Origin of the sequence: Burkholderia sp. Bp8998, from assembly GCF_003854235.1 — a bacterium.
Classification (GTDB): Bacteria; Pseudomonadota; Gammaproteobacteria; order Burkholderiales; family Burkholderiaceae; genus Burkholderia.
The window spans coordinates 1-24997 of record NZ_QTQF01000066.1 but is presented as its reverse complement, the minus strand read 5'-3'; the positions used below and the strand labels follow the sequence as shown (position 1 = coordinate 24997).

Sequence of the window (24997 nt, the reverse complement as noted above, 5' to 3'; positions counted from 1 at the left end):
GTTCGGAGAGCGATTTATGCAGGCGCGCGGATAACGCGTTGTTCAACCGCCTCACCCACAAAAATGCGGACAGGTTCGGTGATCGAAGCCTGATCGCTCGCGTGGAAGCCACCCGCGAGGGTTAATGCCGTTCAGTTAAGGTCCTTTTTGAGGACGCGGATGGCATAACGTTTCGGTACAGCCTTCACGGCCCGCTCGAATTTTCGACCGGGCCGTTCTTCTTTGAGGAGCGCGACCAGACGTTGCCGCAGTCGTTGCAACAGGGCCGGGAGTTTGCCCTGCGCCCGGGTGACAGCGGCCCAGTGCAATTCGTACTGGATGACATGGAAGGCGCGCACAAAGCTGATCTCGGTCGGCTCGCACTTCACCGCAAGCGCAGCCTTGGCAATCTCCAGTCGCACGAGGTTGTAGGCGATCAGCGCGCCCCAGATTTTCTGATACACACCCTCGACGCTGCGGCTGCGCAGGGTCAGCGCCATGCCCATCATCGTCTGCTTGAGTTCTCGATAGCTGGTTTCAATTTGCCAGCGGCGTGCGTAGCACGCCGCGATGTCGGCGCTCGTGTAGCGTTTGCGCTCGAACAGCGACGTTAGCAGGACGCGCTTGCGGGCACTTGGGTCGACAACGCTGATGGCTCGCGCCTGCCACACCTCAGGCAGGTCCGGGCATTTCTTGCGTGCCTGCGGCGACACGCGCATGCTCACCACGGCATCGTCAGGTGTCCCCTCGATCACTTCCCATTTGGTGTTGGCCGTGGCCGGGATGAGGAAGCGACGGTTCGAACCCGCGCCGGTCAAGCCACACAGGACTTCTGCAGATAAAAACCCCTTGTCGAACACCGTCAGCGAATCATCGGGGATGGCGTCGAGCAGATCTTTGGCGTACAGCATTTCGTTCGTGCCGTACGGACCGAACGTCGCGCGGCGAATCAGGTGCGTGGGCACGGCAGTCAGCGTCACGCCGCGGACCTGCGGATAACTGGCGATGGTGTTGCTGGCATAAACCTGGGCGCCGAAATGAGCCCGATGCTCGGGGGTATCCGCCGTCCTCAGCGTCGTGCCATCCATCGCAAACAGGCTCAACCCCTTGAACAGGTATTGTTGACGGTCCTGCTCAGCCCACGCTTGGGCCGACAACTCGAACAGCGCCTTCAGTGGCTGCGCGCCCAGGCGCTGCCGGGCCTGGGCGACAGCGCTCTTGCTGACGAACGGCGCCTGCAGATCCGGCAGCGCAAGGTCGAGATCGTCGACGACCTCGCTGATCGATTGATGCCGATACAACGCCAGCGCAATAACCAGCCAAACCACCTGCTCAGCGGGCAAGCGGCGTTGCCGGATGCTTGCCCGTCCCGTGTAAGCCACCGCCTGCTCAATCCACTCGTAGGGCAAGTGCTCGCCCAGGCGAGCCCAGTCGGGCGTTTCCTGTTCTTCAGCGAGGAATTGGAGGGCGTCATCAAGCATAGCGACGCAGTCACCGTTTACAACACCCAAAACGAAAATACCGTTCTGAACACCGTCGGCGTCCACGCGTTCCGGCCGACCTCAGTGGTGGAGACGTCAGGTCTCGCGAGCGCAAGAGCCGGCTTCAGATCATCGTGAGTTGCAGCAACCGCAACCGCCCGTTCATTATGGCGGAAGGATTCGCACATCGATCAATTACCAAAATTCGCCAGAACCACTTGACAAAGGACTGCTCATGAAAGGGCACCCCTATAGTCGGAAAGCCACGCATGCTGCACAATGATCGCTTCGATCCCGTGACCGTTCCAGAACACGTGGTGAATTCTGGCCTGAAGCATGCGCAGCGCTTCCGGCTGCAGATCATGGAACGCAAGCAGCACAGCAGGCCGGATTCCGGCACCTGCCATGCGCTCGATGGAAACAAACGGCGGGAAGCCATAGCGGCTCAAAAACCCCTGGATGTCTTCGTCGGAAACAGTGTCTTCGACGGTTTGCAGCAATAGCATAGTCACGATGTCCTTCTCCTGTGCCGTGTCACGCCATGATGTTGACGCCGCCATCGACATACAGCGTTTCCCCGGACACTCTCCGTGCGTACGGCGTGGAGAGGAAAGCGCAGGTGTATCCGACGTCCATGATGTCGACGAGTTCGCCGAGCGGCGCACGGTGGGCTGCTTCGTTGAGCAGCAGACCAAAGTCCTTGAGTCCGGAAGCGGCGCGCGTCATGAGCGGACCCGGTGAGATGGCGTGAACGCGGATACCCTGCGGACCTAGTTCGTGGGCGAGGTAACGCGCGCACGCTTCGAGGGCGGCCTTCACCGGTCCCATGACGCTATAGTTCGGCACGACCTTGCTCGCGCCGTGATAGCTCATGGTGAGCAGCGTGCCGCCTTTATCCATGAGGGGCGCGGCAAGCGCGGCCATACGCACGAAGGAATGGCACGAAATGTTCATTGCTTGCGCGAAACCCTCGCTCGAGCAGTGCACGAGGCCGCCCTGAAGATCGTCCTTCGGTGCCCACGCAATCGAGTGCAGCACGATGTCGAGGCGGCCCCAACGCTGACCTATTTCGGCAAACACCGCGTTGAGCTGGTTCGCATCGGCGACGTCGAGCGACAGGAGCATGTCAGCATCCAATTCCTGCGCGATTGGCTCGACCCAGGCTTTCGTCTTTTCCGTGGCATACGTAATCGCAAGGTCAGCGCCGAGTTCGCGAAACGCCTTCGCGCACCCGTATGCAATCGAGTGTTCGTTGGCTATGCCCGTGACGAGCGCCTTCATGCCTTTGAGCAGGGGGCCTGCCTGTCCGCTGTTTTCCGTTGACATCGCTCACTCCACGATAGCGCGCGTATGGCGCGCAATCATCAGTTCTTCGTTGGTCGGAATGACCCACACCGGTATGCCGCTTGAAGCGGTGGTCACGATCGGTCCGCCCTTAAGATTGGCAGCGACGTCCAGTTCGACACCGAGCCACTTCGCTCGCCGCACGACAGCCTCGCGGACCGCCGCCGCATGCTCACCTATACCGCCGGTAAAAACGAGCGCGTCGATGCCATCCATGGCGGCGGCAAGCGAGCCCAGTTCACGCGAGATGCGATAGACGAAAAGATCGATCGCGAAGCGGGCCCGAGGATCATCGCTTTCGAGCAGCGTGCGCATGTCCGCGGAGACGCCCGATACGCCGAGCAATCCGGACCGGTGATACAGGAGATCCTCCAGAGCACGCGCATCCATGCCACGCTCTTCCATCAGGTACAGCACCACGCCGGGGTCGAGATTGCCGCAGCGGGTGCCCATCGGGAGGCCATCAAGGGCAGTAAAGCCCATCGTGCTGGCCACGCTCGCGCCCGCCACGAGGGCGCACATGCTCGCGCCGTTGCCAAGGTGCGCAACCACAGTGCGCCCCGAGGCCGCCCCGGGGGCGACGTGGGGCAACACGCTGGCGATGTACTCGTACGACAACCCGTGAAAGCCGTAGCGCCGCACGCCGAGATCCGTGACCGCCGCCGGGAGCGCGAACGCCTGGGCCACGTCGGGCTGCGTGCGGTGGAACGCCGTATCGAAGCACGCCACCTGCGGCACGTCTGGCTGCATCTGGTCGAAAAGGCGTATCGACTTCAGGTTATGCGGCTGATGCAGTGGTGCCAGCGGCGTCAGCTTGTCCAGTTCGTCGACCACCGCAGGGGTCAAGCGAACCGGCCGGCTGAAGCGCTGCCCGCCGTGTACCACACGATGGCCGACGGCCACCAGCGTGTGTCCTTCGCGGTGCTCCTCCAGGAACACACCGATGTGTTCGAGCCCGTGCCGATGGTCCAGCTCCGTACCGGCGGTCCACTCCTTCGCGTGGTGCTCGCCGTGACTGTCCAATGCTTCGAATCTTGCGTGCGATGTATAGAGTCCATCGACCTGGCCATGCACGATCAGCTCCAGCGCACTGCTCTGCTCTTCGAACGCCGAGAACTTGATACTCGACGAGCCGGCGTTGAGGACGAGAATCACGTCTGCCATGGCATCATCCCTCGATCTTCGCCGCCTCGCACCGCGCGAGGGCAACGAGCGCGGCCACCGCGCACGAGGCGAGGCGGGTAATGAGCGAATCGGCCCGGCTCGTCAGGATGATGGGCACGCGCGCGCCCAGCACGATACCGGCCGCGTCCGCGCCCGCGAGGAAAGACAGGCTTTTGGCCAGCATGTTGCCCGCTTCGAGGTCGGGCACCATGAGCACATTGGCACATCCGGCCACCGGCGACTCGATGTGCTTGATGCGTGCCGCCTCGACGTCGATGGCATTGTCGAGCGCTAGCGGACCGTCGACGAGTGCCCCGGTTACCTGCCCGCGGTCAATCATCTTGCATAGAGCGGCAGCCTCGATCGTGGACGGCACTTTCGGGTTCACTGTCTCCATAGCCGAGAGAATCGCCACCCGCACTTCCGGAAACCGCAAGGCGTGGGCAAGATCGATCGCGTTCTGCAGGATGTCGACTTTTTCCTCAAGCGTCGGAGCGATGTTGATCGCCGCGTCGGTCACGATCAGCGGATCCGCATGTCCCGGTACATCCATCACGAAGCAGTGGCTGATGCGCCGGCCTGTGCGGAGCCCCGAATCGCGGCGGACCACCTCGGCCATCAGTTCGTCGGTGTGAAGGCTGCCCTTCATGAGCGCTTCGGCCTTGCCTTCGCGCACGAGCTGGACGGCCGCGGCCGCCGAAGCTTCGCTGAACGGTGTGTCGACGATCGGGTAATCGGCGATCGGAAGACCGCATTCCGAAGCGACCGAGACGATGCGCTCGCGCGGACCGACAAGCGTGGGCGCGATCAGCCCTTGCTGCGCGGCCTCGACCGCCCCCTGCAAGGAACTCCTGTCGCAGGGGTGAACGACGGCCAGAGGCATGGGCGCAAGGTTACGGCATTGCGCAATGAGCTCGTGGTACTTGGCGTGTCTGGATTCCATGTCGGGTTCCCTCACTGACGGGTTGGCGGCACTCACGATGCCGTGGCCCGAACGCGCGGTGCGCGGGCCTTTTGGGGCTGCGACTCGAGCGCGATTGTCGCGCCGAGCACTGACCGGATGGCGCGCAGCGCCTCTTCCTGCGCGGGTGTCGGCGGGATGCGCAGCACCCGCCGGTCGGCCAGCAGCTTGTCGAGCAAGGTCAGGAGCCGGTTTCGGTCTTCCGGGCTGGCGAGCAGATCGGGCAACGTCTGGATAGCCTGTTGCGGCTCAAAAGTCGCGATGAGTTCCTGCTCCCCGCGAATGCGCCGCCAGTCGGCAGGAGGCAAATGCGGCAGGTAGTCGGCATATTCATCGACCAGTTGCTTGACTGTCTCGATGCGCGATAGCGGCAGCGGCTCGCCCTTCGGCGCGAGGAGGAACGCGGTGCGCGCGAGTGCCTCGTTGTAGCCGCCCTGCCTCAGCGAGGCGAGCGCCGCCTGGACGAACGGCAGGCTGCGAGGATCGACGGCGGCGGACGTGCCGGCCCTCTGCTCTCCGAGGCGGTCTGGGTCGTGCATTGCGAAGAGATTCGCGTAGATGGAGAAGAACAGTGCTTCGATGCCGGCGTCTCTTGCCGCCCGGAAGTAGTCGAGCGAGGCGCTGATCAGTTCTGAGCCGCGCTGCTCCACCTTGCGCCAGGGTTCGAGGTCGCTCGCGGGCTGCCGGCTGGCTCTAACAGCATCGGCCATCGGACGCAGCGCGGCCAGCCACGGATTCAGGTCCGAGAGTGCCCAGCGCTGGAGACGCAACGGATGAAAGTCGCGCAGCAACCGCGCGGTCGTCTCGTTCGACGCATGCTGCACAAAGGGTTGAACGAACAGCTCGTAGGCCCGCTGGTTGAACTCCGACACCGCCGCCACGGCCTTGAACGGCTTTTCGTCCTCGCGCCGCAACTCGTTGAAATGCTCGACGGCTTCTTCCAGCCGGTGTTCGGTGAGCGAGACCTCGTATTCGGTTTTGCCGTCTGCGCCCTTCCCCTCCTTGATCGACATGCCGTAGAGGCCGGGCGCAAGCGTCTCGATTGTCTCCAGCACGTTGAAGATCTGCGTGTATTCCTTCTTCGCCACCTTGCCGGAAACGAAGATGCCGAGATGGCCGACGTCCTCGTGCATCAGGGCGACGATGACCTGGCCGCGCGCCTTGATGTCCTCGGTGCTGCTGTATGTGTCAGCGACCCAGTTGAACGCCTGTTGCGGCGGCGTGATGTTGTCACCCATCGATGCGAAAAGGATGATGGGCGAGCGGATGGCGCGCAGATCGAAGGACTGGCCCGACGGACCGGACACTTCGCCGGACCAAAGCTTGTTGCCGATAAAGAGGTTACGGGTGATCCACTCGATCTCTTCCCGGTTCATCAGGTAGTAGCTGCCCCACCACCGCTCGAACTCGATAAAGCGCGCCGGTTCCGTATCGATGTTGGCGAACACGTTGTAGTACTTGTCCCAGAACGTGTTGGCGGGGTTCAGATACTCGAAGTTGTTCACGAGATGCGCGCCGTCGAACTTGCCGTTGCCAAGATCGGCCGACAGGGACGAGAGCCACGTGCCGCCCAGAATGCCTCCGGCATAACGCATTGGATTGGGCGCCTCACTCTCGCCCCACGCCCCGCTCCAGTAAGACATGGGCGCGCCGTTGACCAGGATGGGACCGGTGTCTTCCGGCGACGAACTGGCAAGCATCATCGCGGCCCAGCCGCCCTGGCAATTTCCGACGATCGCGGGCTTGGGGCTGTCTGAATGCAGTTCGCGCACCTTCCGTACGAACTGCTGCTCGGCCGCGCACACGTCGAGCAAGGTCTGGCCGGGCTCTGGCTCCTGGAAGAACACGACGAAATAGACGGGATGACCCGCGCGCAGGGCAACGCCGACCTGCGAATCGTCCTTGAAGCCCCCGATGCCGGGACCGTGCCCGGCGCGCGGATCGATGATCAGATACGGGCGCTTCTTCACCTCGACCACGACACCCTCCGGCGGCCGTATCGACAGCAGAGCGTAGTTGACGGGCCGCTCAAAGTGCCGCGCGTCGAGCACTACGTCATAGTCGAAATGCAACGCCGGCTTGATCCCGGCCTTGTTGCGCTCGATGAACTCGTTGCCGCGTTGACGCAAGGCATCCCAGAACAGGACAGAGCGCTGCGCGAAATCGGCCGTATAGTGCCAGGCACCCCATGGCGTGAACTGCGCCAGGTTGGGAAGGGTGAGCGCGGACCTGCTATCGCCCCCCTTGATTGCGTCGCTCGTCCTCTGCCCGAACCGTTGCCGGGCCTCTTCCAGGCGATTCTGCAACAGGTGCAGGATCTTCACTGCGATCTCGTGATTGCGTCTCAGCTGCGTAACCTGGTCCATCTCATGAATCTCCTCAAGCGAAGCGACTTAACCTGGCACAACTGCTCATTCCTTTGCCTGGTTGCAGAGAGGCTTGGATGCCGACTGGATTACGGGCAGCATCAAGCACGAACAATACGTCATCTGACAAATGCGTCAGTTATGACATGTGTGTCATTGTAACCCCGGTCGATGACAGGACGGTGGAGTTCAGCGGTGGAGCGTCGTTACGCCGCAGCGTGGGAAAATTGCTTGGGGAAAACTATCGGGGGGCGTCGCGAAAGTCAGTCGGAGTCAAGAAACGACAAGAGCAGTCGAAAATCCTCTTGTTTGCCGTCGTGAGGTGTTGCCGCCATCAACAAGACGTGCCGCGAGATTTCGCCCAGCGCTTCCCCGGCTTGAACCGGCGGGTCTCGTTGACTTTCTCCCATACCAGGTTGCCGACAGCTTGTGGGTCTCATCAACGATGACCAGATCCCACCGGCTGACAAAATAACCGCGAGGAATGATGCGATGCCCCGCGGAATCGCGGGGCATCGCAAGGCGGACTGTTAGCAGGTCAATCGAACGTCAATACCATTCTGCCGCTGACATTTCCGTTCCGCAGGTCGGTCAGGACTGCGTTGATGTTGTCGAGCCGCTCGCGTTGGATATGGGCGCGGACCTTGCCCTCCGCGGCGAAGTCCAGCGACTCTTGCAGATCGCGCCGCGTTCCCACGATCGAGCCGCGAACAGTGATGCCGTTCAGTACCGTCGAGAAGATAAGCAGTGGAAAATCGCCCGGCGACAGGCCGTTAAGCGCAACCGTGCCGCCGCTGCGCACCATGCCGAGAGCCTGCGTGAATGCGCTGCGAGAGACCGCGGTGACGAGCACGCCGTGCACGCCAAGGCATGCACGACGGCCGCCTTCATCGGCTGAGCCATGAGGTTCTCGCGTGGCGTTGGCATTGCTGCCAGTATTCGCGGCATACAGCAAAGCGACTTGACGTAGATCAATGGGGTGCATCGAAGCGCACAAGTCCGGCACCGCAAGGATGCGCATCTGATGAGCCGGCACCTACACCTACGGGATGCTGAGTGTCCGCAGGCGCTCCATCGCATCCGTCAAGAGCGATTAGCGACCACGCGCGGATGTTCGGAGGGCCGTCCTGCGGTAAGTCGTGGTGTCGCCCGCGATCGTCTCATGCTGGCCGGCGAGCGGACGGTCGTCTGATTTTCCCGGGCGGCTCATGTGGGTCGGGCGCTGCCCCTCACATCGGGCAGGACTCGGCCATGACCTGCCGTTCAGCGAGCGCGGAAACCAGCCGCTGGAACGGCTGCATTACTCCGGAATCTGACGGACGAGTTACGCGCGCAATTCGGCCATTGCGGATGTTCGGGGAGGCGACGCGTTGTGGCAGTTGCAGGTCCCTTTCCCGACGCCCCAACTTTCCGCGAGTGATCCCCGGAAGCACGCATGCCAGCAGTCAAGAACACGGCATCTGCAAATCGCCAGAACGTCGAAGAAAAATTCCCCACCCCGTTCGGACGGTGATCAGCCGACGACGTGATCGGATGTTTTCCGGGCCGCGCGGCGTCATGCGACGTGGTCGCGCAGTGCTCGTCGCAGGATCTTTCCCGAGCCGGTCTTCGGCAGGTCGGCGACGAACGAAACGAGCCGCGGAATCTTGTAGGCGGCAAGGCGCGTCCGGCAAAAATCCAGCAGTTCCTGCTCGGTCACCGTCTTGCCGTGCGCGACGACGACGAAGGCTTTCGCCAGTTCTCCCTTCAGCGGATCCGCGACGCCGACCACGGCCGCCATTGCCACGGCGGGATGCTCGCACAGCGCGCTTTCCAGCTCGGCGGGGTAGATATTGAAACCGCCGGTGATGATCATGTCCTTAAGGCGATCGACCACGTAGAGATAGCCGTCGGCGTCCATGTAGCCCAGGTCGCCGGTGAGCAGGAACCCGTCGGCGTCGATGGCTTCCGCGGTTGCGTCCGCGCGGTTCAGGTAGCCTTTCATCGTCAACGGCCCCCGCAGCGCCAATTGTCCGGTTTCGCCGTGCGGCAGCGCTTTTGTCGGGTCGTCCGGCGCGACGATGCGGGCCTGCATCGGCGGCAGCGGGACGCCGATGGAACCGAGGCGCCGCTCCCCGAGCAGCGCGTGCGTGGTCCCCAGCCCGCCCAGCTCGGTCATCCCCCAAAGCTCCAGCAGCGGGGCGCCGAAGCGCGCCTCCACCTCGCGCATCTTCGCGACCGGCATGGTCTGGCCGCCGACGGTGCAGCGCGTCAGGCTGGAGAGATCGTACGTGTCGAACCCAGGATAATCGAGGAGGTACAGGTACATGGTCGGCACGCCCTCGAAAAGGGTTGCGCGATACGACTCGATGCTGCGCAGGATGGCTTCCGACTCGAATGTCGTGTGGAGGATCAGGGTCATGCCGTAGGCGATGGCGCATTGCATCACGACGTTGCCGTAGACGTGCGATAGCGGCAGCGCGCTGACGACGGTGTCGGCATCGGTACGCCGATGCAGCGTTGCCGTCATCGCCACGTTCAGCAGGATGGCGCGATGGGTCAGCATCGCGCCTTTCGGCTTGCCGGTCGTGCCGGACGTGTAGGCGATCGTGCCGACCTCGTCGAGCCGGTCCGGATCGACGCCGGAAATCGGCTCGGCCGGCGTTGCGGTCCACTCCGCGAACGTCTCGACCGCTTCGCCGTCGCCATCGAACGACACCAGGACGGGTCCGGTTTCCTCCCCAAGCGCTGCCCGAAGGGCCAGCAACTTGTCGCGCAGCCCGAAGACCACTGCCGCTGCGCAATCCCGCACGATGAACGCGGCCTCCGGCCCCGTCAGCATCGGGTTGAGCGGATTGACCGTGCAACCCGCCTTGAGGATTCCATAGTAGGCCACGATCCATTCCGCGGAGTTCGGCGCAAGGAGGGAGATGGTGGTGCCCGGGCCGTAGCCGCGGCGCTGCAGGCGCGTCGCGACACCGGAGGACAAGCGATCGAGATCGACGAAAGTGAAGTGCCGGTCATCCGTCACCAGCGCCGTTTTTTCGCCAAAGCGCGCGGCGGCGCCGGCGATCAGCGCACCGATTGAAGTCTCCATTCCCGTTCTCCGATAGGTTTCGCGACGGCGCCCGCGCCGTGCGGTTCCGGCTGCTCGTATGGACGGCGGCCGGAAGTCACTTTAATCGGCAAGCTGGCGGGAAGTCTGTCTCGTATGGAACAATCTCGCGAACGAGCCCGCACTCATCCGCGCGACCATGAAGACGTCCGACGAACTGCTCCTGACCACGCCGTGGTTCCCGGCACTGCCGCAACGCCTGCAGGACGGGATTCGCAACGACGTACGCCTGATGATCGTGGAGGCCGGCGGTTACGTCTGTCGGCGCGGCGACGCGAGCCGCTGCTGGTTCGGCGTGGTGGACGGCCTGATCAAGGTGTGCAACACGTCGAGCGACGGGCGGCTGATGACGTTTGCCGGCCTGCCGCCGGGCGCGTGGTTCGGGGAGGGGACGGTCCTGAAGTCTGAGCCCTGGCACTACGACGCCATTGCGCTGCGTCCGTCCCGGATTGCCTGTCTGCCGTCCGCGTCGTTCTTCCGGTTGCTCGACGAAGACATCGCGTTCACGCGCTTCCTGCTCGAACACGTCAACGAGCGGCTCGGACAGTTCATGGCGACGCTGCAGAGCGATCGGCTCACCGAACCGGCATTGCGGGTCGCCAACTGCCTGCTCGCGATGTTCAATGCGCGCCTGTATCCGCTGGGCAACGTCGAGATCCAGCTCACGCAGGAAGAAATCGGCTATCTCTGCGGCGTCACGCGCCAGAAGGTCAATCTCGCCGTTCGCCGGATGGAAACGCTCGGCCTGCTGAACGTCAGCTATGGCCGCGTCACGGTGACCGACCTGGCCGGATTGCGCCGTTTCGCGACACGCACGCCCTGAGCGCAGGCTTGCGCCGCAGATTGTGCCGCGTTTCCGCGGCCGCTTCGGGGCGGCAAGCGACATCCGCCGGGACTTTTTGTTGGCTTCAGAGAAGCGCGCGGCGTCGCGCCGATATGCGACCGCCGACCCTCGACCGCAAGGCCGCTCTGCTAATATTGTAGAAAATATGCAATATCCGCCGCCGCACCGGCGCCTGCCTGCCCGCCATCCCCCGTCCGAACCGCAACATGAACGAGAAACGCCCCGCTCTTGTCTACGCCACGCGCGCCGAAGCCGCAGCGAATGAACTGCGCCGCCGTATCCTGACAGGGGAGTATGTCGACGGCTACCAGCTTCGCCAGGATGCGCTGGCGACCGAGCTCGGCATCAGCCGCATCCCGCTGCGCGAAGCGCTCGTGCAGCTGGAGAGCGAAGGGCTCGTCAAGATCCTGCCCCACAAGGGGGCGATCGTGTCGGAGCTGTCTCCGGAGGACATCACCGAACTGTTCGAATTGCGCGCGCTGCTGGAACCCGTGCTGCTGAAAAAGTCGATTCCGAAGCTGACCGCCGAGGATTTCGCACGGCTCGATGCGATCCTCGAGGAATACAGCGCCGTGCTGCACGCGAGCCAGTCCGGACGCTGGGGCGAACTGAACACCGAGCTGCATCATGTGCTGCTGTCGCGCGCCGACCAGCCGAAGACGGCGGCGATCGTCGCGTCGCTGCTGCAGCAAACCGACCGCTACACGCGCGTGCAGCTGTCGCTGTCCGAGGCCGCGCGCGACGTGGCCGAATCCGAACATGCCGAGCTGGTCGCGTTGTGCCGCAAGGGCGATGCGCGCACCGCGGCATCGCTGCTCAAGCGTCACATCGAGCATGCGGGCGGTGAGTTGAATGCGTTTCTGCGGGATCGGCGTCTGGGTCGTTGAGGGCGTTCACGCACGCGATCGGGCGGATACTTCAGCGTTTCGCGCGGCACGTTTCCGGTCGGATGGCTCGTGTCCGTTGGGTTCTCTGGTCGATTGTCTTGCCTGATTCGTCGAACCGAGCTGTGCGTGCCACGTGATTGTCAGGATTCCTGTTTGATTGGATCGAATGACGGTCGATGTCCGGCGACAGCGGGCCCACCGGATCGTTATGACGGATCGAGCCTTCGATGACTGAGTGCTCCCGATTTTGGGGAGCGATTCGATTCGAAGGGTAATTCCGTCTTGCTGTGGGCGGTAGGCTGTATTCGCAGGTTAAATCACAACAATCGGGAATTATTCAACTTTGAGGCGGGCAACGTATAATTCTATAATATTGTGAGTTATGAGGCCTATCTGGCAGGAAGACCCACTATGTTGGATTTAAGCTTCAGTAAGCCTGGTGAAGTCGTCACACTGCTGTGCGGGCGACTTCGCACGGAGCGGCTGGCATTGCGGATGACACAGGCTGATGTGGCAGCACGCGCCGGCGTCGCAGCCAATACCGTGTCCAACCTGGAAGCGGGACGCAATGTGAGTCTCGATAGTGTGGTCCGTGTGGCCATGGTTCTTGGCCGCAGCAAGGAGCTCGAAGGGCTGTTCTTGCCGAAGCTGGACAGTCTCGACGACATTCTCCGGTACGAAGAAACCGCTAAACGTCAGCGTTCGAGGAAGGCAACCAGACATGATTGAGCGAGTAGACGTCTACTACGATGGCTGGGGAGAACATTGGCGGTGGGGATCGATGGTTTCCACGACAGCCATCACGGGGCGCCCGCTGGTTGTGTTCGAGTATAGCGACGAGGCGAGGAAGAGAGGGCTGGAGCTTTCTTCCCATGCGCTCCCGTTGAACGGGCCCAAGCTGCGGAGAGACTTCCCGTCGCATCAGCTGGGACTGCCCGGGCCGGTCTACGACGCGCTGCCCGACGGCTGGGGCATGTTGCTGATGGATCGTCTGTTCAAACGCCGAGGCTTGAACGTGGCGCGCATCGGGCCGCTGGAGCGGCTGGCTTACATTGGCAGCAATGCGATGGGGGCCATGTCGTTCGAGCCCGTGGCACCGGAGGCTCAGGAGGCGCGGATTCACATTCCCCTCGATCAGCTTGCGGCGGAGGTGCAGGAAGTGCTCGATGGAGAAGGTGGAGCGTTCCTGCAGCAGTTACTGCAGATAGGCGGCTCTCCGCAAGGTGCCCGACCAAAAGCACTGGTCTATCGTGATCCGCGCAGCGGAACCTTTACCACGGTCGCGGCGCCCGGCCTTGAAGCCTGGCTCGTCAAATTCCCGGCGAAACAAGAACACCCTGAGGTGTGCGCGATCGAGATGGTCTATGCCGAATGCTTGCGCATGTGCGGTATCGAGACCCCTGACACGTTGTATTTCGATTTACCCAAGCAGATGGCGGCATTCGCGTCCAAACGGTTTGACCGACAGGACGGCCTGCGCGTGCCCATGCAAAGTCTTGCCGCATTTACCGGTGCCGATTACAGAAACCCGGGTTCCCTGGACTATGTGAACTTCCTGCGCGCGACCCACATATGCACGAATGATGTCCGGCAGAAGGGGCTGGCGTTTGAGCGAGCCGTCTTCAATGTCGCGTTCAACAACCGGGACGATCACCCCAAGAACTTCGCCTGCATCATGTTGCGATCCGGTGAGTGGAAGCTGGCACCGGCCTACGACGTAACATTTTGCGAGGGGCCGGGTGGGTACCACCAGATGGACGTCATGGGGGAGGCCCTGCGAATCCGCAGAGAGGGGATGCTCCGCCTCGCAGAGGAAGCGGAAATTCAGGCGGCGGCGGCCGGCGGCATCATCGACCGCTTTTGCAACGTGGCCAGCCAGTTTGCGGCGCTGGCCAGGAAGCTGTATCCGCATGGGATCACCGAATCGACGTTGCACGCGATTCAAGGCCGAATCGATGAGAACATCGCTCTGCTACGCTAAAGCCGCACGGCCCCAATTCTCGAATTCACCCGGACTACCCGCCACCGATTCCCTGCAGCACCTTGCCGGTGCCGCCACACACCACGCACTGCTGTCCTTCCACCATGCCTGTGCCGCGGCACACGCCGCACAGATCCTCGCCGACGCCCGGCGCATCGGGCGGCCCTTCGTCGCCCGGGTTCAACGGCATGTCCTGACTTTGTCCCGCTGACGTTCTGCTCGTCTGCATCGCACAACTCCTGTCGCGTTTCCGATGTCGCGGCAGGCGCGCATCACGCGTGCCCGCTGCGGCGACGTGATTGCATTGTGATCAGTCATCCTATAACAAGAGGACCAAAAACGAAAGGTGGCGTTCGGCATCAGGAAAACGACATAACACCGGGTCGATTCAAAATTCGAGCCCTTTCCAGGAAAACGTTTCGCGGACCACTCGTCAAGCAGAGAAGCCTTTTCCCTTTATCTCGCCGTCAACCCGCAACAAAAGCGCTTATAGGGGTATGCACCAAGTGAGTTAAACGATTAACCGACGTACATTCGCTCCGACACGTCATACAACGTATGACTGCGATTCGGCGAAAAGCCCGCACCGACGCACGCGGGTGCGACCCGGATCGACGCCAAACAACGAGCAACCCGCAAGGAGACTGACGATGAAGCACCGATTCACCCGCTCCCGTACCGCACTGGCCGTCGCGCTGATGGCCGGCTTCGCGGTGTCCGCGCAGGCCCGCGTGTTCCGCTCGGCGGACGTGCACGGCGACAGCTTCCCGACCAACATGGCGGTCAAATCCATGGGCGACGAGCTGTCGAAGCTGACGGGCGGCAAGGACTCGATCAAGGTGTTCGGCAACAGCGCGCTCGGCTCCGAGAAGGACACGGTCGACCAGGTGCGGATCGGCGCGATCGACATGGCGCGGGTGAACGGCGCGTCGTTCAACGAGATCGTGCCGGAATCGCTGATCCCGTCGTTTCCGTTCCTGTTCCGCGACGTCGACCATTTCCGCAAGGCAATGTACGGCCCGGCCGGCCAGAAGATCCTCGACGCGTTCGCGGCGAAGGGGATGATCGCGCTGACGTTCTACGAGAGCGGCGCGCGCTCGATCTACGCGAAGCGCCCGGTGCGCACGCCGGCCGACATGAAGGGGCTGAAGGTGCGCGTGCAACCGTCGGACCTGATGGTCGACGAGATCAAGGCGATGGGCGGCACGCCGACGCCGATGCCGTTCGCCGAGGTCTACACGGGCCTGAAGACGGGCCTCGTCGACGCGGCCGAAAACAACCTGCCGTCGTACGAGGAAACCAAGCACTTCGAGGTGGCGCCCGACTACTCGGAGACGCAGCACGCGATGACGCCGGAAGTGCTGGTGTTCTCGAAGAAGATCTGGGACACGCTGTCGCCGCCGGAACAGGCCGCGATCAGGAAGGCCGCGGCCGATTCGGTGCCGTACTACCAGAAGCTGTGGACCGCGCGCGAGGCATCGGCGCAGCAGACGGTGACGAAGGGCGGCGCGAAGATCCTGCCGGCTGCGCAAATCGACCGCGCGGCATTCGTGAAGGCGATGCAGCCGCTGTGGGCGAAGTATGAGAAGACGCCGCAGATGAAGCAGATCGTCGACGAGATCGAGGCAACCAAGTGACCCGTCGCACTTCGCTGAACGGCGCGGCGGCCGTGGGTTCTTCGGACGCGGCCGCCGCGGACGGTGCGGCGCCGTGCCGGCCGCATGCGGCGGCACCGCTGCTGCGCCGCGTGAACGACCTGCTGTTCCGCGCGCTGGCCGTGGTCGCGTCGCTGTGCCTCGCGGCGCTCACGGTGCTGGTGTTCTACGCGGTCGTGATGCGCTACGTGTTCGAGAACGCGCCGGATTTCGTCGAGCCGATCGCGCTGCTGCTGGTGATCGTGATCGCGATGTTCGGCGCGGCGATGAAGGTGCGCGACGGCGGCCACATCGGCCTCGATTCGCTCGTGCGGCGCCTGTCGCCGGGCCCGCGCACCGCGGTGATCGCGATCCAGCACCTGAGCCTGATCGCGTTCGCGATCGCGGTCATGATCGGCTGCGGCAGCATGGCCGCCGAGACGATGGGCGACCGCATTCCGATCATCGGGCTGCCCGAAGGCGTGCGCTACCTGATCACGATTCCCGCGGCGATCGCCATCATCCTCTTCTCGCTCGAGCACCTGCTCGCGCTTCGTCGTTCTTCGTCGGGTCAATAACGCCATGGAACTCGCGATCCTGTCCGTCAGTTTTCTGATTTTTCTCGTTCTCGGCGTGCCCGTGTCGTTCGCGCTCGGCATTTCGTGCGTGCTGACCTACCTGGTCGAAGGGCTGCCGATCGCGACCGCGATGCAGGCGATGATCTCGGGGATGAACGCGTTCTCGTTCCTCGCGGTGCCGTTCTTCATCTTCTCCGGCGAGCTGATGCTGCATGGCGGCATCGCGGACCGGATCCTGCGCTTCGCGCAGGCGACCGTCGGCCACTTCCGCGGCGGCCTCGGGATGGCCAACGTCGTCGCGTGCACGCTGTTCGGCGGCGTGTCGGGTTCGCCGACGGCCGATACGTCGGCGATGGGCGGCGTGGTGATTCCGCTGATGAAGCGCGAAGGCTACAGCGCGGCTTACGCGGTCAACGTGACGACCCATGCGTCGCTCGCCGGCGCGCTGATGCCGACGTCGACCAACATGATCATCTACGCGTTCGCCGCGCAGGGGATCACCGGGATGCTGCACGGCCAACAGGTGAGCGGCGTGTCGATCGGCGACCTGCTGTTCTCCGGCCTCCTGCCGGTGCTGTGGGTGATGGGCTTCGTGCTTGCCGCCGCGTACTGGCAGGCCGTGCGTCACGGCTATCCGCGCCGTGAAGACGGTTCGTCCGCGCTGCCGGCGTTCCCGGGCTGGTATGCGGTGCTGCGCAGCTTCGTCGGCGCGGTGCCGGGCCTGATGGTGATCGCGATCATCCTCGTATGCGTCGCGAAGGGAATCGCGACCGCGACCGAAGCCGCCGCGATCGCCGTCGTGTACTCGCTCGTGCTGACCGCGGTCGTCTACCGGACGCTGACGGCCGAGAAGCTGCGCCGAGCACTGTCGCATGCGGCGCGCACGACGGGCGTCGTGCTGCTGCTGATCGCGGTGTCCAACATGCTGCGCTTCCAGATGTCGTACCTGGAGATTCCGGATGCGATCGAAGGGCTGCTGAAGCAGTCGACCGCCGCGCCGTGGCTGATGCTGCTGTACATCAACATCATCCAGGTGTTCCTCGGCACGTTCGTCGACATGGCCGCGCACATCCTGATCACGACGCCGCTGTTCCTGCCGATCGCGATGGCATGCGGCGTCGGGCCGGTGCAGTTCGGGATCATGCTGCTGCTGAACTGCTCGCTCGGCCTCGTGCACCCGCCGATCGGCTCCGTGCAGTTCGTCGGCTGCGCGATCGGCAACGTGTCGATCGGCGAGACGACGAAGATGGCGTGGCCGTATTACCTCGCGATCTTCAGTGCGATCAACATCGTCACGTACATGCCGTTCTTCTCCACCTGGCTGCCGAGCCTGATCAGCGGGCACGCGGTGTTCTGAGCGTTTGCGTTGCCCATTGCGGCGCCGGACGACCGAGGTTGTCCGGCGCCGTCATCACATCGACGTTTTTCCATCACACACAGCGAACCTGCATGAACAAGAAAACAGCATGGCGCGCCGTCGCGGCCGCCGCATTCGCGCTGGCCACGTCGCTCGCGCACGCCGCGACCTATGCGTACGTATCGAACAGCGACAGTCGCGACATCTCGGTGTTCGGGGTCGACACGGCGACGGGCGCGCTGCGCGCGATCGAAACCGTGCCGGTCGACGGCACCGTGATGCCGATGACGCTGTCGCCGGATCATCGGCGGCTCTATGCGGCGCTGCGCTCGACGCCGTATCGCGTCGTCAGCTTCGCGATCAATCCGCTCGACGGGCGGCTGATCGAACTGGGCCGCTCGCCGCTCGCGGACAGCATGGCGTACGTGTCGACCGACGCGTCGGGCCGCTACCTGTTCTCCGCGTCGTATGGCGGCAATCTGCTCGCGGTCAACCGGATCGGCGAGAACGGCGTGGCTGGTGACGTGCAGCAGACGGTGAAGACCGGCCCGATGGCGCACGCGATTCGCCAGTCGCCGGACGGCCGCTACGCGTTCGCGTCGGTGCTCGGCGCGGATGCATGGCTGCGGTTGCCGTTCGATGCGTCGACCGGCAAGCTGACCGATACGGGAGGGCCCGCGTATCGGCTGCCGGAGAAGTCGGGTCCGCGCCATTTCGTGTTCTCGTCGAACGGGCGGTTCGCGTACCTGATCGACGAACTCGACGGCAAGCTGCATGTCATTGCGCTGTCGCACGGCGGCGCCGATGCGCGGCCGATCCAGGCGGTGTCGATCCTGCCGGCGGATTTCCATGGCGACAAGCCATGGGGCGCGGACCTGCATCTGACGCCGGACGGCAAATTCCTCTATGCGTCGGAGCGCACGTCGAGCACGCTGGCCGCCTACCGTGTCGATGCGGCGTCGGGCAAGCTCGCGCGAGTCGGCACGTTCGCGACCGAGCGGCAGCCACGCGGCTTCGCGATCGATCCGTCGGGCAAGGTTCTGCTCGCGGCGGGGCAATTGTCGCCGACGCTTGCCGTGTACCGGATCGACGCACGCACCGGGCGCCTCGACGCGATCGGCAAGTATCCGGTCGGCAAGGGCGCGAACTGGGTCGAGATCGTCACGTACGACGGGACGAACTGATTCGGCCTGCTGCGCGACGGGCTGCACGATCGCGCAGTGAAATCCCGGTGGATCGGCTCAAGTTGGCGAAACGGCTGTCGTTAACCGACAAGGGACAACTTCGAGAGTCGATTCACCATGCGCGATATGAAGGTAAGAACCAGCTTGCTCGCCGTGCTGGCCATGTTTGCCGCGATGATCGTCGTCGGCGGCATCGTCGGGATCGTTGCGCTCGGCAGCGCGAACACGAACGCGAAGCGCCTGCACGACATCGCCGCGCAGACGTCGCTCGTCAACGACGCATACAAGGACAGCACCCGTACCCGCTCGGCGCTCGTGCGTGCGTATTCGGCGCTGAAGGAGCACAACGATCCGGCGCAGCGCGATTCGGCGCTGCAAAGTGCGCAGCGGACGTTCGACTTGTCCGCGAAGGAAACGCAGGCGTTCAAGGATGGCACGCCGATCGGCAGCCTCGGCGCCGGCCTGAAGCAGGCGCTGGTCGAATCGTCGATGCATCTCGCGAGCGTGCTCGCCCGCGCGACCGATGCGCTGCGCAACGGCGACACCGCCGCGTATGCGGAGATCAACGACAAGGAGATCACGCGCGCCGGCCAGGTGTATTCGGCGAACGTCGAGACATTCCAGCGCACGGCGAACCAGCTGGCGGAAGACACGATCGATGCCGACAACACCGCCTACACGCGGATCATCGCGATGGTCGGGATCGGCGTTGCGCTCGCGCTGGCGTTGATCGCCGCGACGCACGTCGCGCTGCGCGCGATCGTGTCGCGGCCGCTCGCGAACGCGGCCGCGCTGCTCGACCGGATCGCATCGAACGACCTGACCGTGACGGTGCCCGATGCCGGCCGCAATGAAATCGGTCAGCTGTTCGCCGCGATGAAGCGGATGCAGGCGGGCCTCGCGACGACGGTCACCGGCATGCGCGACAGCAGCGATGCGATCCACACGGCCGCGCGTGAAATTGCCGCGGGCAACCTCGACCTGTCGAGCCGCACCGAGCAGCAGTCCGCGTCGCTCGAGGAAACGGCCGCGAGCATGGAGCAGCTGACCTCGACGGTGCGCCAGAACGCGGACAACGCGCAGCAGGCCAGCACGCTCGCGGCGAGCGCGGCGGACCGCGCGCAGCATGGCGGCGAACTGGTCGGCCGCGCGGTCGACATGATGGGCGTGATCAACACGAGCTCGCAGAAGATCGCGGAAATCACCGGGATGATCGACGGCATCGCGTTTCAGACCAATATCCTGGCGCTGAACGCGGCGGTCGAATCGGCGCGTGCGGGCGAACACGGGCGCGGTTTCGCGGTCGTCGCGGGCGAGGTGCGCACGCTGGCCCAGCGCAGCGCCAGCGCCGCGCGCGAGATCCGGCAACTGATCGGCGCGTCGATCGACGACGTGCGCGACGGCAATGCGCTCGTGACGCAGGCGGGACAGGCGATGGGCGAGATCGTGTCGTCGGTGCGGCGCGTGGCGACAATCATGACCGAGATCACGACGGCCACCGTCGAGCAGAGCGCGGGCATCGACCAGGTCGGCCAGGCGGTCACGCAGATGGACCAGATGACGCAGCAGAACGCGGCGCTGGTCGAGCAGGCGAGTGCCGCCGCGACCGCGCTCGAGCGGCAGGCGAGCGCGATGCAGGCGGCGATGTCGGTGTTCCGGGTTGCGCGGGCGGGGTGAACGGGGCGATACACCGGGCCCATCGATGAAATCGGCCGCCATCCGGGCGACGACACGGCGAATCGATGCGCCGTGTCGCGAAGCAGGCGGCAATTTGTCGTTCGCGCCGTAACACACCTGTGCGATGATGCGCGGCGCGCGTTGTTCGTACCGCGCACTGACCCAGCGCCCGCTTGCGGGCGACTGCCGATCGTCGTCATACCCGGAGGCCCGATGCCCACTCGAACCATTCATGGCAATACGCTGCACTACCAGGATCACGGCACAGGATTTCCGGTGCTCCTGGGGCACAGCTACCTGTGGGACTCGGCGATGTGGGCGCCGCAGATCGACGCACTGTCGAGCCGCTATCGCGTGATCGTCCCGGACCTGTGGGGGCATGGCGCGTCGGGTCCGCTGCCGGACGGCACGCAGACGCTCGACGATCTCGCCGCGCACGCGAGCGCGTTGCTCGACGCGCTGGAGATCGAGCAGTGCGCGGTCGTGGGGCTCAGCGTCGGCGGGATGTGGGGCGCTCGGCTCGCGTTGCGCGAACCGCGGCGCGTGCGCTCGCTCGTGCTGATGGATGCGTCGCTCGAGGCGGAACCCGACGCGACGCGGCTGCGCTACTTCGGGATGCTCGATGCGATCGCGGCCGCGGGCACCATCGTGCCGCCGCTGCTCGACGCGATCGTGCCGCTGTTCTTCCGGCCGGACGTGAACCTGGCCGACCCGGTGCCGAGCGCATTTCGCGCCGCGCTCGCGAACCTGCCGCCCGACCGGCTGCGCGAATCGATCGTGCCGCTCGGCCGGCTGATCTTCGGCCGGCCGGACACGCTCCCGGCGCTTGCCGAGCTTGATCCGCAACGCACGCTGCTGATGTGCGGCGCGGGCGATATGGCGCGCCCGCCGGCTGAGATGGTGAAGATGGCGAGCGTGATCGGCTGCCGCCACGCGCTGGTGCCGGACGCCGGCCATATCTCGAACCTGGAGAACCCCGCGTTCGTCACGCGGATGCTGCTCGACTGGTTCGACGAGCAGCAGCTCGCGGCGGGCTGACAGTCACGTGCGCGATGCCGGCGGCATGTGCCGCGCGACATCGCGTGACGACGCAACGGTCGGTGTTACGCGCGTTCGCTGATCGGCGTGAACTTGCGGTCGCGCATGCGGCCCGCGTCGGCGCCGCGGCGAATCAGGTCCTGCGCCTCCGCGCGGCTCGCGACACACGGTGCGGAACCGGGCAACGGCCGCCGTGCGGTTTCGCGCAGCGCGAGCACCGACACGATGCCGATGAACGATGCGCCCATCAGGTAGTAGGCCGGCATCATCAGATCGCCGGTGCGATCGACGAGCCACGCGGTGACGAGCGGCGTCGTGCTGCCGAACATCGACACGGACACGTTGAAGCCGATCGCGAGCGCGCCGTAGCGGATCCGCGTGGGGAACAGCGCGGGCAGCGCGGACGGCATCACGCCGGTGAAGGTCGACAGCAGCGTGCCGTAGATCAGCATCCCGCCGAACACCGGCAGCGTCCCGCCGACGCGAATCAGCATCAGGGCCGGCACCGACAGCACGAGCAGCCCGACGCAGCCGACCATCATCACCGGCTTGCGGCCGATCCTGTCCGACAGATGCCCCGCGTAAAGCGTCATCGGCATCATCAGCACCATCACGAGCAGCACCATGAACAGGCCGTGCGTTTCGTTGAAGTGCAGCGTCGCCGACAGGTAGTTCGGCAGGTACGACAGCGCCATGTAGTCGGTCACGTTGAAGATCAGCACGAGGCCGACGCACTGGAGCAGCGGCTTCCACTGTTCGACGAGCAGCGTGCCGAACGACTGCTTCGGGCGCGACCGTTCGTCCGCCTCGCGCGCTTCGGCTTCCTTCTTGAACGCGGGCGTCTCCTCGAGCTTGAGCCGCACGTACAGGCCGACGAGGCCGAGCGGGCCAGCGATGAAGAACGGCACGCGCCAGCCCCACGACAGCAGCGCGTCCTGCGACAGCGTCGCCGTCAGGATCGCGACGGTGGCCGCGCCGAGCGTGTAGCCGATCAGCGTGCCGAACTCGAGGAAGCTGCCCATGAAGCCGCGGCGCTTGTCGGTCGAGAACTCGGCGATGAAGGTGGCGGCGCCGCCGTATTCGCCGCCGGTCGAGAAGCCCTGCACGAGGCGGGCGACCAGCAGCAGAACGGGCGCCATGATGCCGATGGACGCATAGCTGGGGATCAGGCCGATCGCGAAGGTGCCGATGGCCATCATGATCATGGTGGCGGCGAGCACGCGCTGGCGGCCGATGCGGTCGCCGAGCGGGCCGAACACCATGCCGCCGAGCGGGCGCACGAGGAACGCGGCGGCGAAGGTGCCGAAGGTCGCGAGCAGCTGCGCGGACGGGCTGCTGGACGGAAAGAACACCTTGCCGAGCGTGACGGCGATATAGCTGTAGACGCCGAAGTCGAACCATTCCATCGCGTTGCCGAACGCCATTGCCCCGACCGCACGTTTCAGGACGGCAGGGTCGACGATCGTGATGTCGTCCAGCTTGAGGGCCTTGCGCGAAGACCGGGCTTTCGCGGGGTGCGCTTGCGATGAACTCAATGAACGCTCCTGGAAGGTGCCTTCGCGGCCGGCCGAGCGGGTGCGCGGCGGGGCGGGCGCGGGACCGTCGGGGGCGAAGGCGGTTGTCTCTGGGTCGCCGTGATGTCGGTGATGCGGCACGCGACACCCGGCAAGTGTGTGCTGGCGTGAAGCAGTGTAGAGAAACGGGGAGGACGGACTATCGGTCATGCGCCCGGAAACCGGTCGTAAACGACACGGATGGCGCAGGCGGACAACCCGACGTGAACGTTGAACCGGCACGTGTCCGGCGGCCCGGGCCGCGCCGATGGCGGTCTATACCGGACTCGCGGCGAGCATGAATGCACACGTTGCGGATCGTGCGGGCATGAGGCGGGAGATGCGGTTCGCACGGATTCGCACGCGATGGACGCCGCGCCGAATCCGGACGCACCCTTGCGTGCCGAAATCGGTGCAGGATAATTCGGACTGCGAATACAGGATGGCGGCGATTCGGCACGGGAATCGCCGCCTGTGCATCAGAACATGTGGCGGATCCCGAGGTTCGCGCCGACGGTCGTGCCGGTGACCGCGTAAAGCGCGTTGTTGATCCCGAGCCCGGTGTTCATCGCACCGTGGTTGTTGACCATTGCGACCTGCGCGTACAGCGCGGTCGCCTTCGACAGGCTGTAGGTCGTGCCGACGGCCGCGAGCAGCGAGTGATTGGCCGTGTCGTTGCGGTCGCTGGTGAACCAGACGCCGCCGTTCAGGTCGACGGCCGGCGTCGCCTGGTAGTCGAGGCCGCCGCCGTACACGTTGTTGCTGAACGATCCGCCGACCTTGTAGCTCGCGAACGACGCCTTCGCGGTGACCGGGCCGAACCGGTACGCGGCGCCGATCGTGCGCCCGACGAACGCGACGGTGCTCGGCGTCGGCGTCGGGTTGGTGCCGTCGTTGCCGTCGTAGAACGCGGCGTCGATCATGAAGCCGTCATGCTCGTACTTGAGGCTCGCCGAATACTGGCGGCCGGCCTGGAAGTCGCCGGCCTTGCCGCCGAACGCGAACATCGCGCTGCCGGTGAGGCCGGCGATCGTCGGGCTGGTGTACGACACGGCGTTCGGGTTGAACAGGCCCGTCACCAGCACGTTGTCGACGTAGTTGATCAGCCCGCTGCCGAAGTGCGAGAAGCTGCGCGGATCCGAATCGAAGATCGCGAGCAGGAACGGCGAGTACTGCACGCCGGCCTTGACCGTGCCGAACCCGCCGTCGAGCCCGACCCACGCCTGGCGGCCGAAGAAGTTGCCGTTCGAATGGGCGAACGCGCCGTTGGTGACGGCAAAGCCGCTTTCGAGCTGGAATTTCGCCTTGAGGCCGCCGCCGAGATCCTCGGTGCCGATCATCCCGAACGTCGTCGGCGTCATGCCGGTGTCGGTCATCGCGAACTGATGGCCGGCATTCGCGCCGGTGGCGGCGTCGAGCGTCTTGCTCGTGTACAGCAACGCGACGTCGAGGTTGCCGTACAGCGTCACGCTGCTTTGCGCGAACGCGCTGGTGCTGGCCAGCGCGCCTGCCAGCGCGGCGCAGCCGATCACGACTCTGCTTTTCATTGTGGGTGTCTCCAGTGTTGTTGTACGTCCATGCATCGAACAGGGGATGCGACGAGCGTCCGCGTAGCGGTGTCCGTCGCGCAGGCCGCGCACGCAGGGTGAGGCGCGGCGGGACGCACGTGCGCGGCCGGGTGGCGGCCGCGTGCGACGCGTTCATGGCCGGGATGGGCGCCGGAACGCGCGTGCGTCGAGGATGTCGGGTGGGGCCGGCCGATGCCGGCCTCGTCATTCAGCGCGACTGGCCAAGCTGATCGAGGATCGCCGGGTTCTCGAGCGTGGACGTGTCCTGCGTGATCGCCTCGCCCTTCGCGAGCGAGCGCAACAGGCG

Annotated in this window: 20 protein-coding genes and 1 pseudogene; 10 read left to right on the top strand and 11 right to left on the bottom strand. The window is 64.7% G+C overall.

The genetic code is table 11. The features are described from left to right. Positions 1-131: 131 nt before the first annotated feature. The 8 genes and pseudogenes from DIE06_RS35550 to DIE06_RS35510 form a co-directional block, all read right to left on the bottom strand. Positions 132-1460, bottom strand: coding sequence for an IS4 family transposase (locus DIE06_RS35550; RefSeq protein WP_124665422.1), 1329 nt, complete (start codon positions 1458-1460; stop codon positions 132-134). Between the two features lie 233 nt (positions 1461-1693). Then, positions 1694-1966 carry an RNA-binding protein gene (locus DIE06_RS35545; RefSeq protein WP_124665421.1) on the bottom strand — a complete coding sequence of 91 codons (273 nt, stop codon included), beginning with the start codon at positions 1964-1966 and terminating at the stop codon, positions 1694-1696. A 28-nt stretch (positions 1967-1994) separates the two neighbouring features. Further along, entirely contained in the window at positions 1995-2786 is a 792-nt protein-coding gene (gene fabI / locus DIE06_RS35540) for an enoyl-ACP reductase FabI (RefSeq protein ID WP_124665420.1), read from the bottom strand. Positions 2787-2789: 3 nt separating this feature from the next. Continuing rightward, on the bottom strand, positions 2790-3968 hold the full coding sequence (locus DIE06_RS35535) for an acetate/propionate family kinase (protein ID WP_124665419.1): 1179 nt from the start codon (positions 3966-3968) through the stop codon (positions 2790-2792). 4 nt (positions 3969-3972) lie between these two features. Beyond that, positions 3973-4926 (bottom strand): phosphate acetyltransferase, encoded by a 954-nt coding sequence (locus tag DIE06_RS35530; protein WP_260433879.1) that lies wholly within the window; start codon positions 4924-4926, stop codon positions 3973-3975. A gap of 17 nt (positions 4927-4943) precedes the next feature. Next, positions 4944-7295, bottom strand: a complete 2352-nt coding sequence (locus DIE06_RS35525; protein ID WP_124665417.1) for a DUF3141 domain-containing protein — start codon at positions 7293-7295, stop codon at positions 4944-4946. A gap of 538 nt (positions 7296-7833) precedes the next feature. Beyond that, positions 7834-8160: pseudogene (locus DIE06_RS35515) on the bottom strand (zinc-binding dehydrogenase); the annotation flags it as partial. 690 nt (positions 8161-8850) lie between these two features. Then, positions 8851-10371, bottom strand: a complete 1521-nt coding sequence (locus DIE06_RS35510) for a class I adenylate-forming enzyme family protein (RefSeq protein WP_124665416.1) — start codon at positions 10369-10371, stop codon at positions 8851-8853. Between the two features lie 157 nt (positions 10372-10528). Here DIE06_RS35510 and DIE06_RS35505 point away from each other — a divergent pair, with 157 nt between their 5' ends. The 4 genes from DIE06_RS35505 (at position 10529) to DIE06_RS35490 (ending at position 14101) form a co-directional block, all read left to right on the top strand. Beyond that, complete coding sequence (locus DIE06_RS35505; RefSeq protein WP_124665415.1) at positions 10529-11212, top strand: Crp/Fnr family transcriptional regulator; 684 nt, start codon at positions 10529-10531, stop codon at positions 11210-11212. A gap of 227 nt (positions 11213-11439) precedes the next feature. Then, the gene (locus DIE06_RS35500) at positions 11440-12120 is read left to right on the top strand and encodes a GntR family transcriptional regulator (RefSeq protein ID WP_057929061.1); all 681 of its coding nucleotides are present in this window, start codon (positions 11440-11442) and stop codon (positions 12118-12120) included. Positions 12121-12534: 414 nt separating this feature from the next. Continuing rightward, positions 12535-12849 carry a helix-turn-helix domain-containing protein gene (locus tag DIE06_RS35495; RefSeq protein ID WP_409364537.1) on the top strand — a complete coding sequence of 105 codons (315 nt, stop codon included), beginning with the start codon at positions 12535-12537 and terminating at the stop codon, positions 12847-12849. Further along, on the top strand, positions 12842-14101 hold the full coding sequence (locus tag DIE06_RS35490) for a type II toxin-antitoxin system HipA family toxin (protein WP_124665413.1): 1260 nt from the start codon (positions 12842-12844) through the stop codon (positions 14099-14101). The genes DIE06_RS35495 and DIE06_RS35490 overlap by 8 nt, the downstream gene beginning before the upstream one ends. A 34-nt stretch (positions 14102-14135) precedes the next feature. Here DIE06_RS35490 and DIE06_RS35485 read toward each other — a convergent pair whose 3' ends face one another. Next, positions 14136-14330, bottom strand: a complete 195-nt coding sequence (locus tag DIE06_RS35485) for a hypothetical protein (protein WP_124665412.1) — start codon at positions 14328-14330, stop codon at positions 14136-14138. 421 nt (positions 14331-14751) lie between these two features. On the opposite strand from DIE06_RS35485, the gene DIE06_RS35480 reads away from it, so the two are divergent. From DIE06_RS35480 to DIE06_RS35455, 6 genes are all read left to right on the top strand, one after another. Next, positions 14752-15738 (top strand): TRAP transporter substrate-binding protein, encoded by a 987-nt coding sequence (locus tag DIE06_RS35480; RefSeq protein ID WP_124665411.1) that lies wholly within the window; start codon positions 14752-14754, stop codon positions 15736-15738. Beyond that, the gene (locus tag DIE06_RS35475) at positions 15735-16313 is read left to right on the top strand and encodes a TRAP transporter small permease (RefSeq protein WP_124665410.1); all 579 of its coding nucleotides are present in this window, start codon (positions 15735-15737) and stop codon (positions 16311-16313) included. Before DIE06_RS35480 ends, DIE06_RS35475 begins: the two co-directional genes overlap by 4 nt. 4 nt (positions 16314-16317) lie before the next feature. Continuing rightward, positions 16318-17670 (top strand): TRAP transporter large permease, encoded by a 1353-nt coding sequence (locus DIE06_RS35470; protein WP_124665409.1) that lies wholly within the window; start codon positions 16318-16320, stop codon positions 17668-17670. A 92-nt stretch (positions 17671-17762) separates the two neighbouring features. Then, entirely contained in the window at positions 17763-18854 is a 1092-nt protein-coding gene (locus DIE06_RS35465) for a beta-propeller fold lactonase family protein (RefSeq protein WP_124665408.1), read from the top strand. Positions 18855-18971: 117 nt separating this feature from the next. After that, on the top strand, positions 18972-20531 hold the full coding sequence (locus tag DIE06_RS35460; protein WP_124665407.1) for a methyl-accepting chemotaxis protein: 1560 nt from the start codon (positions 18972-18974) through the stop codon (positions 20529-20531). 213 nt (positions 20532-20744) lie between these two features. Continuing rightward, the gene (locus DIE06_RS35455; protein ID WP_124665406.1) at positions 20745-21569 is read left to right on the top strand and encodes an alpha/beta fold hydrolase; all 825 of its coding nucleotides are present in this window, start codon (positions 20745-20747) and stop codon (positions 21567-21569) included. Between the two features lie 65 nt (positions 21570-21634). On the opposite strand, the gene proP is transcribed toward DIE06_RS35455, so the two are convergent. Further along, a complete protein-coding gene (gene proP / locus DIE06_RS35450; protein ID WP_124665405.1) occupies positions 21635-23104 on the bottom strand; it encodes a glycine betaine/L-proline transporter ProP in 1470 nt (489 codons plus the stop codon). Positions 23105-23601: 497 nt separating this feature from the next. Beyond that, positions 23602-24669 (bottom strand): porin, encoded by a 1068-nt coding sequence (locus DIE06_RS35445; RefSeq protein WP_124665404.1) that lies wholly within the window; start codon positions 24667-24669, stop codon positions 23602-23604. Positions 24670-24997 lie beyond the last annotated feature (328 nt).

Bases quoted from the DNA above. Each gene is read 5' to 3' on its own strand.
- DIE06_RS35550 (WP_124665422.1), bottom strand. From the start codon at position 1,460: ATGCTTGATGACGCCCTCCAATTCCTCGCTGAAGAACAGGAAACGCCC.
- DIE06_RS35545 (WP_124665421.1), bottom strand. From the start codon at position 1,966: ATGCTATTGCTGCAAACCGTCGAAGACACTGTTTCCGACGAAGACATC.
- fabI (WP_124665420.1), bottom strand. From the start codon at position 2,786: ATGTCAACGGAAAACAGCGGACAGGCAGGCCCCCTGCTCAAAGGCATG.
- DIE06_RS35535 (WP_124665419.1), bottom strand. From the start codon at position 3,968: ATGGCAGACGTGATTCTCGTCCTCAACGCCGGCTCGTCGAGTATCAAG.
- DIE06_RS35525 (WP_124665417.1), bottom strand. From the start codon at position 7,295: ATGGACCAGGTTACGCAGCTGAGACGCAATCACGAGATCGCAGTGAAG.
- DIE06_RS35510 (WP_124665416.1), bottom strand. From the start codon at position 10,371: ATGGAGACTTCAATCGGTGCGCTGATCGCCGGCGCCGCCGCGCGCTTT.
- DIE06_RS35505 (WP_124665415.1), top strand. From the start codon at position 10,529: ATGAAGACGTCCGACGAACTGCTCCTGACCACGCCGTGGTTCCCGGCA.
- DIE06_RS35500 (WP_057929061.1), top strand. From the start codon at position 11,440: ATGAACGAGAAACGCCCCGCTCTTGTCTACGCCACGCGCGCCGAAGCC.
- DIE06_RS35490 (WP_124665413.1), top strand. From the start codon at position 12,842: ATGATTGAGCGAGTAGACGTCTACTACGATGGCTGGGGAGAACATTGG.
- DIE06_RS35485 (WP_124665412.1), bottom strand. From the start codon at position 14,330: ATGCAGACGAGCAGAACGTCAGCGGGACAAAGTCAGGACATGCCGTTG.
- DIE06_RS35480 (WP_124665411.1), top strand. From the start codon at position 14,752: ATGAAGCACCGATTCACCCGCTCCCGTACCGCACTGGCCGTCGCGCTG.
- DIE06_RS35470 (WP_124665409.1), top strand. From the start codon at position 16,318: ATGGAACTCGCGATCCTGTCCGTCAGTTTTCTGATTTTTCTCGTTCTC.
- DIE06_RS35465 (WP_124665408.1), top strand. From the start codon at position 17,763: ATGAACAAGAAAACAGCATGGCGCGCCGTCGCGGCCGCCGCATTCGCG.
- DIE06_RS35460 (WP_124665407.1), top strand. From the start codon at position 18,972: ATGCGCGATATGAAGGTAAGAACCAGCTTGCTCGCCGTGCTGGCCATG.
- DIE06_RS35455 (WP_124665406.1), top strand. From the start codon at position 20,745: ATGCCCACTCGAACCATTCATGGCAATACGCTGCACTACCAGGATCAC.
- DIE06_RS35445 (WP_124665404.1), bottom strand. From the start codon at position 24,669: ATGAAAAGCAGAGTCGTGATCGGCTGCGCCGCGCTGGCAGGCGCGCTG.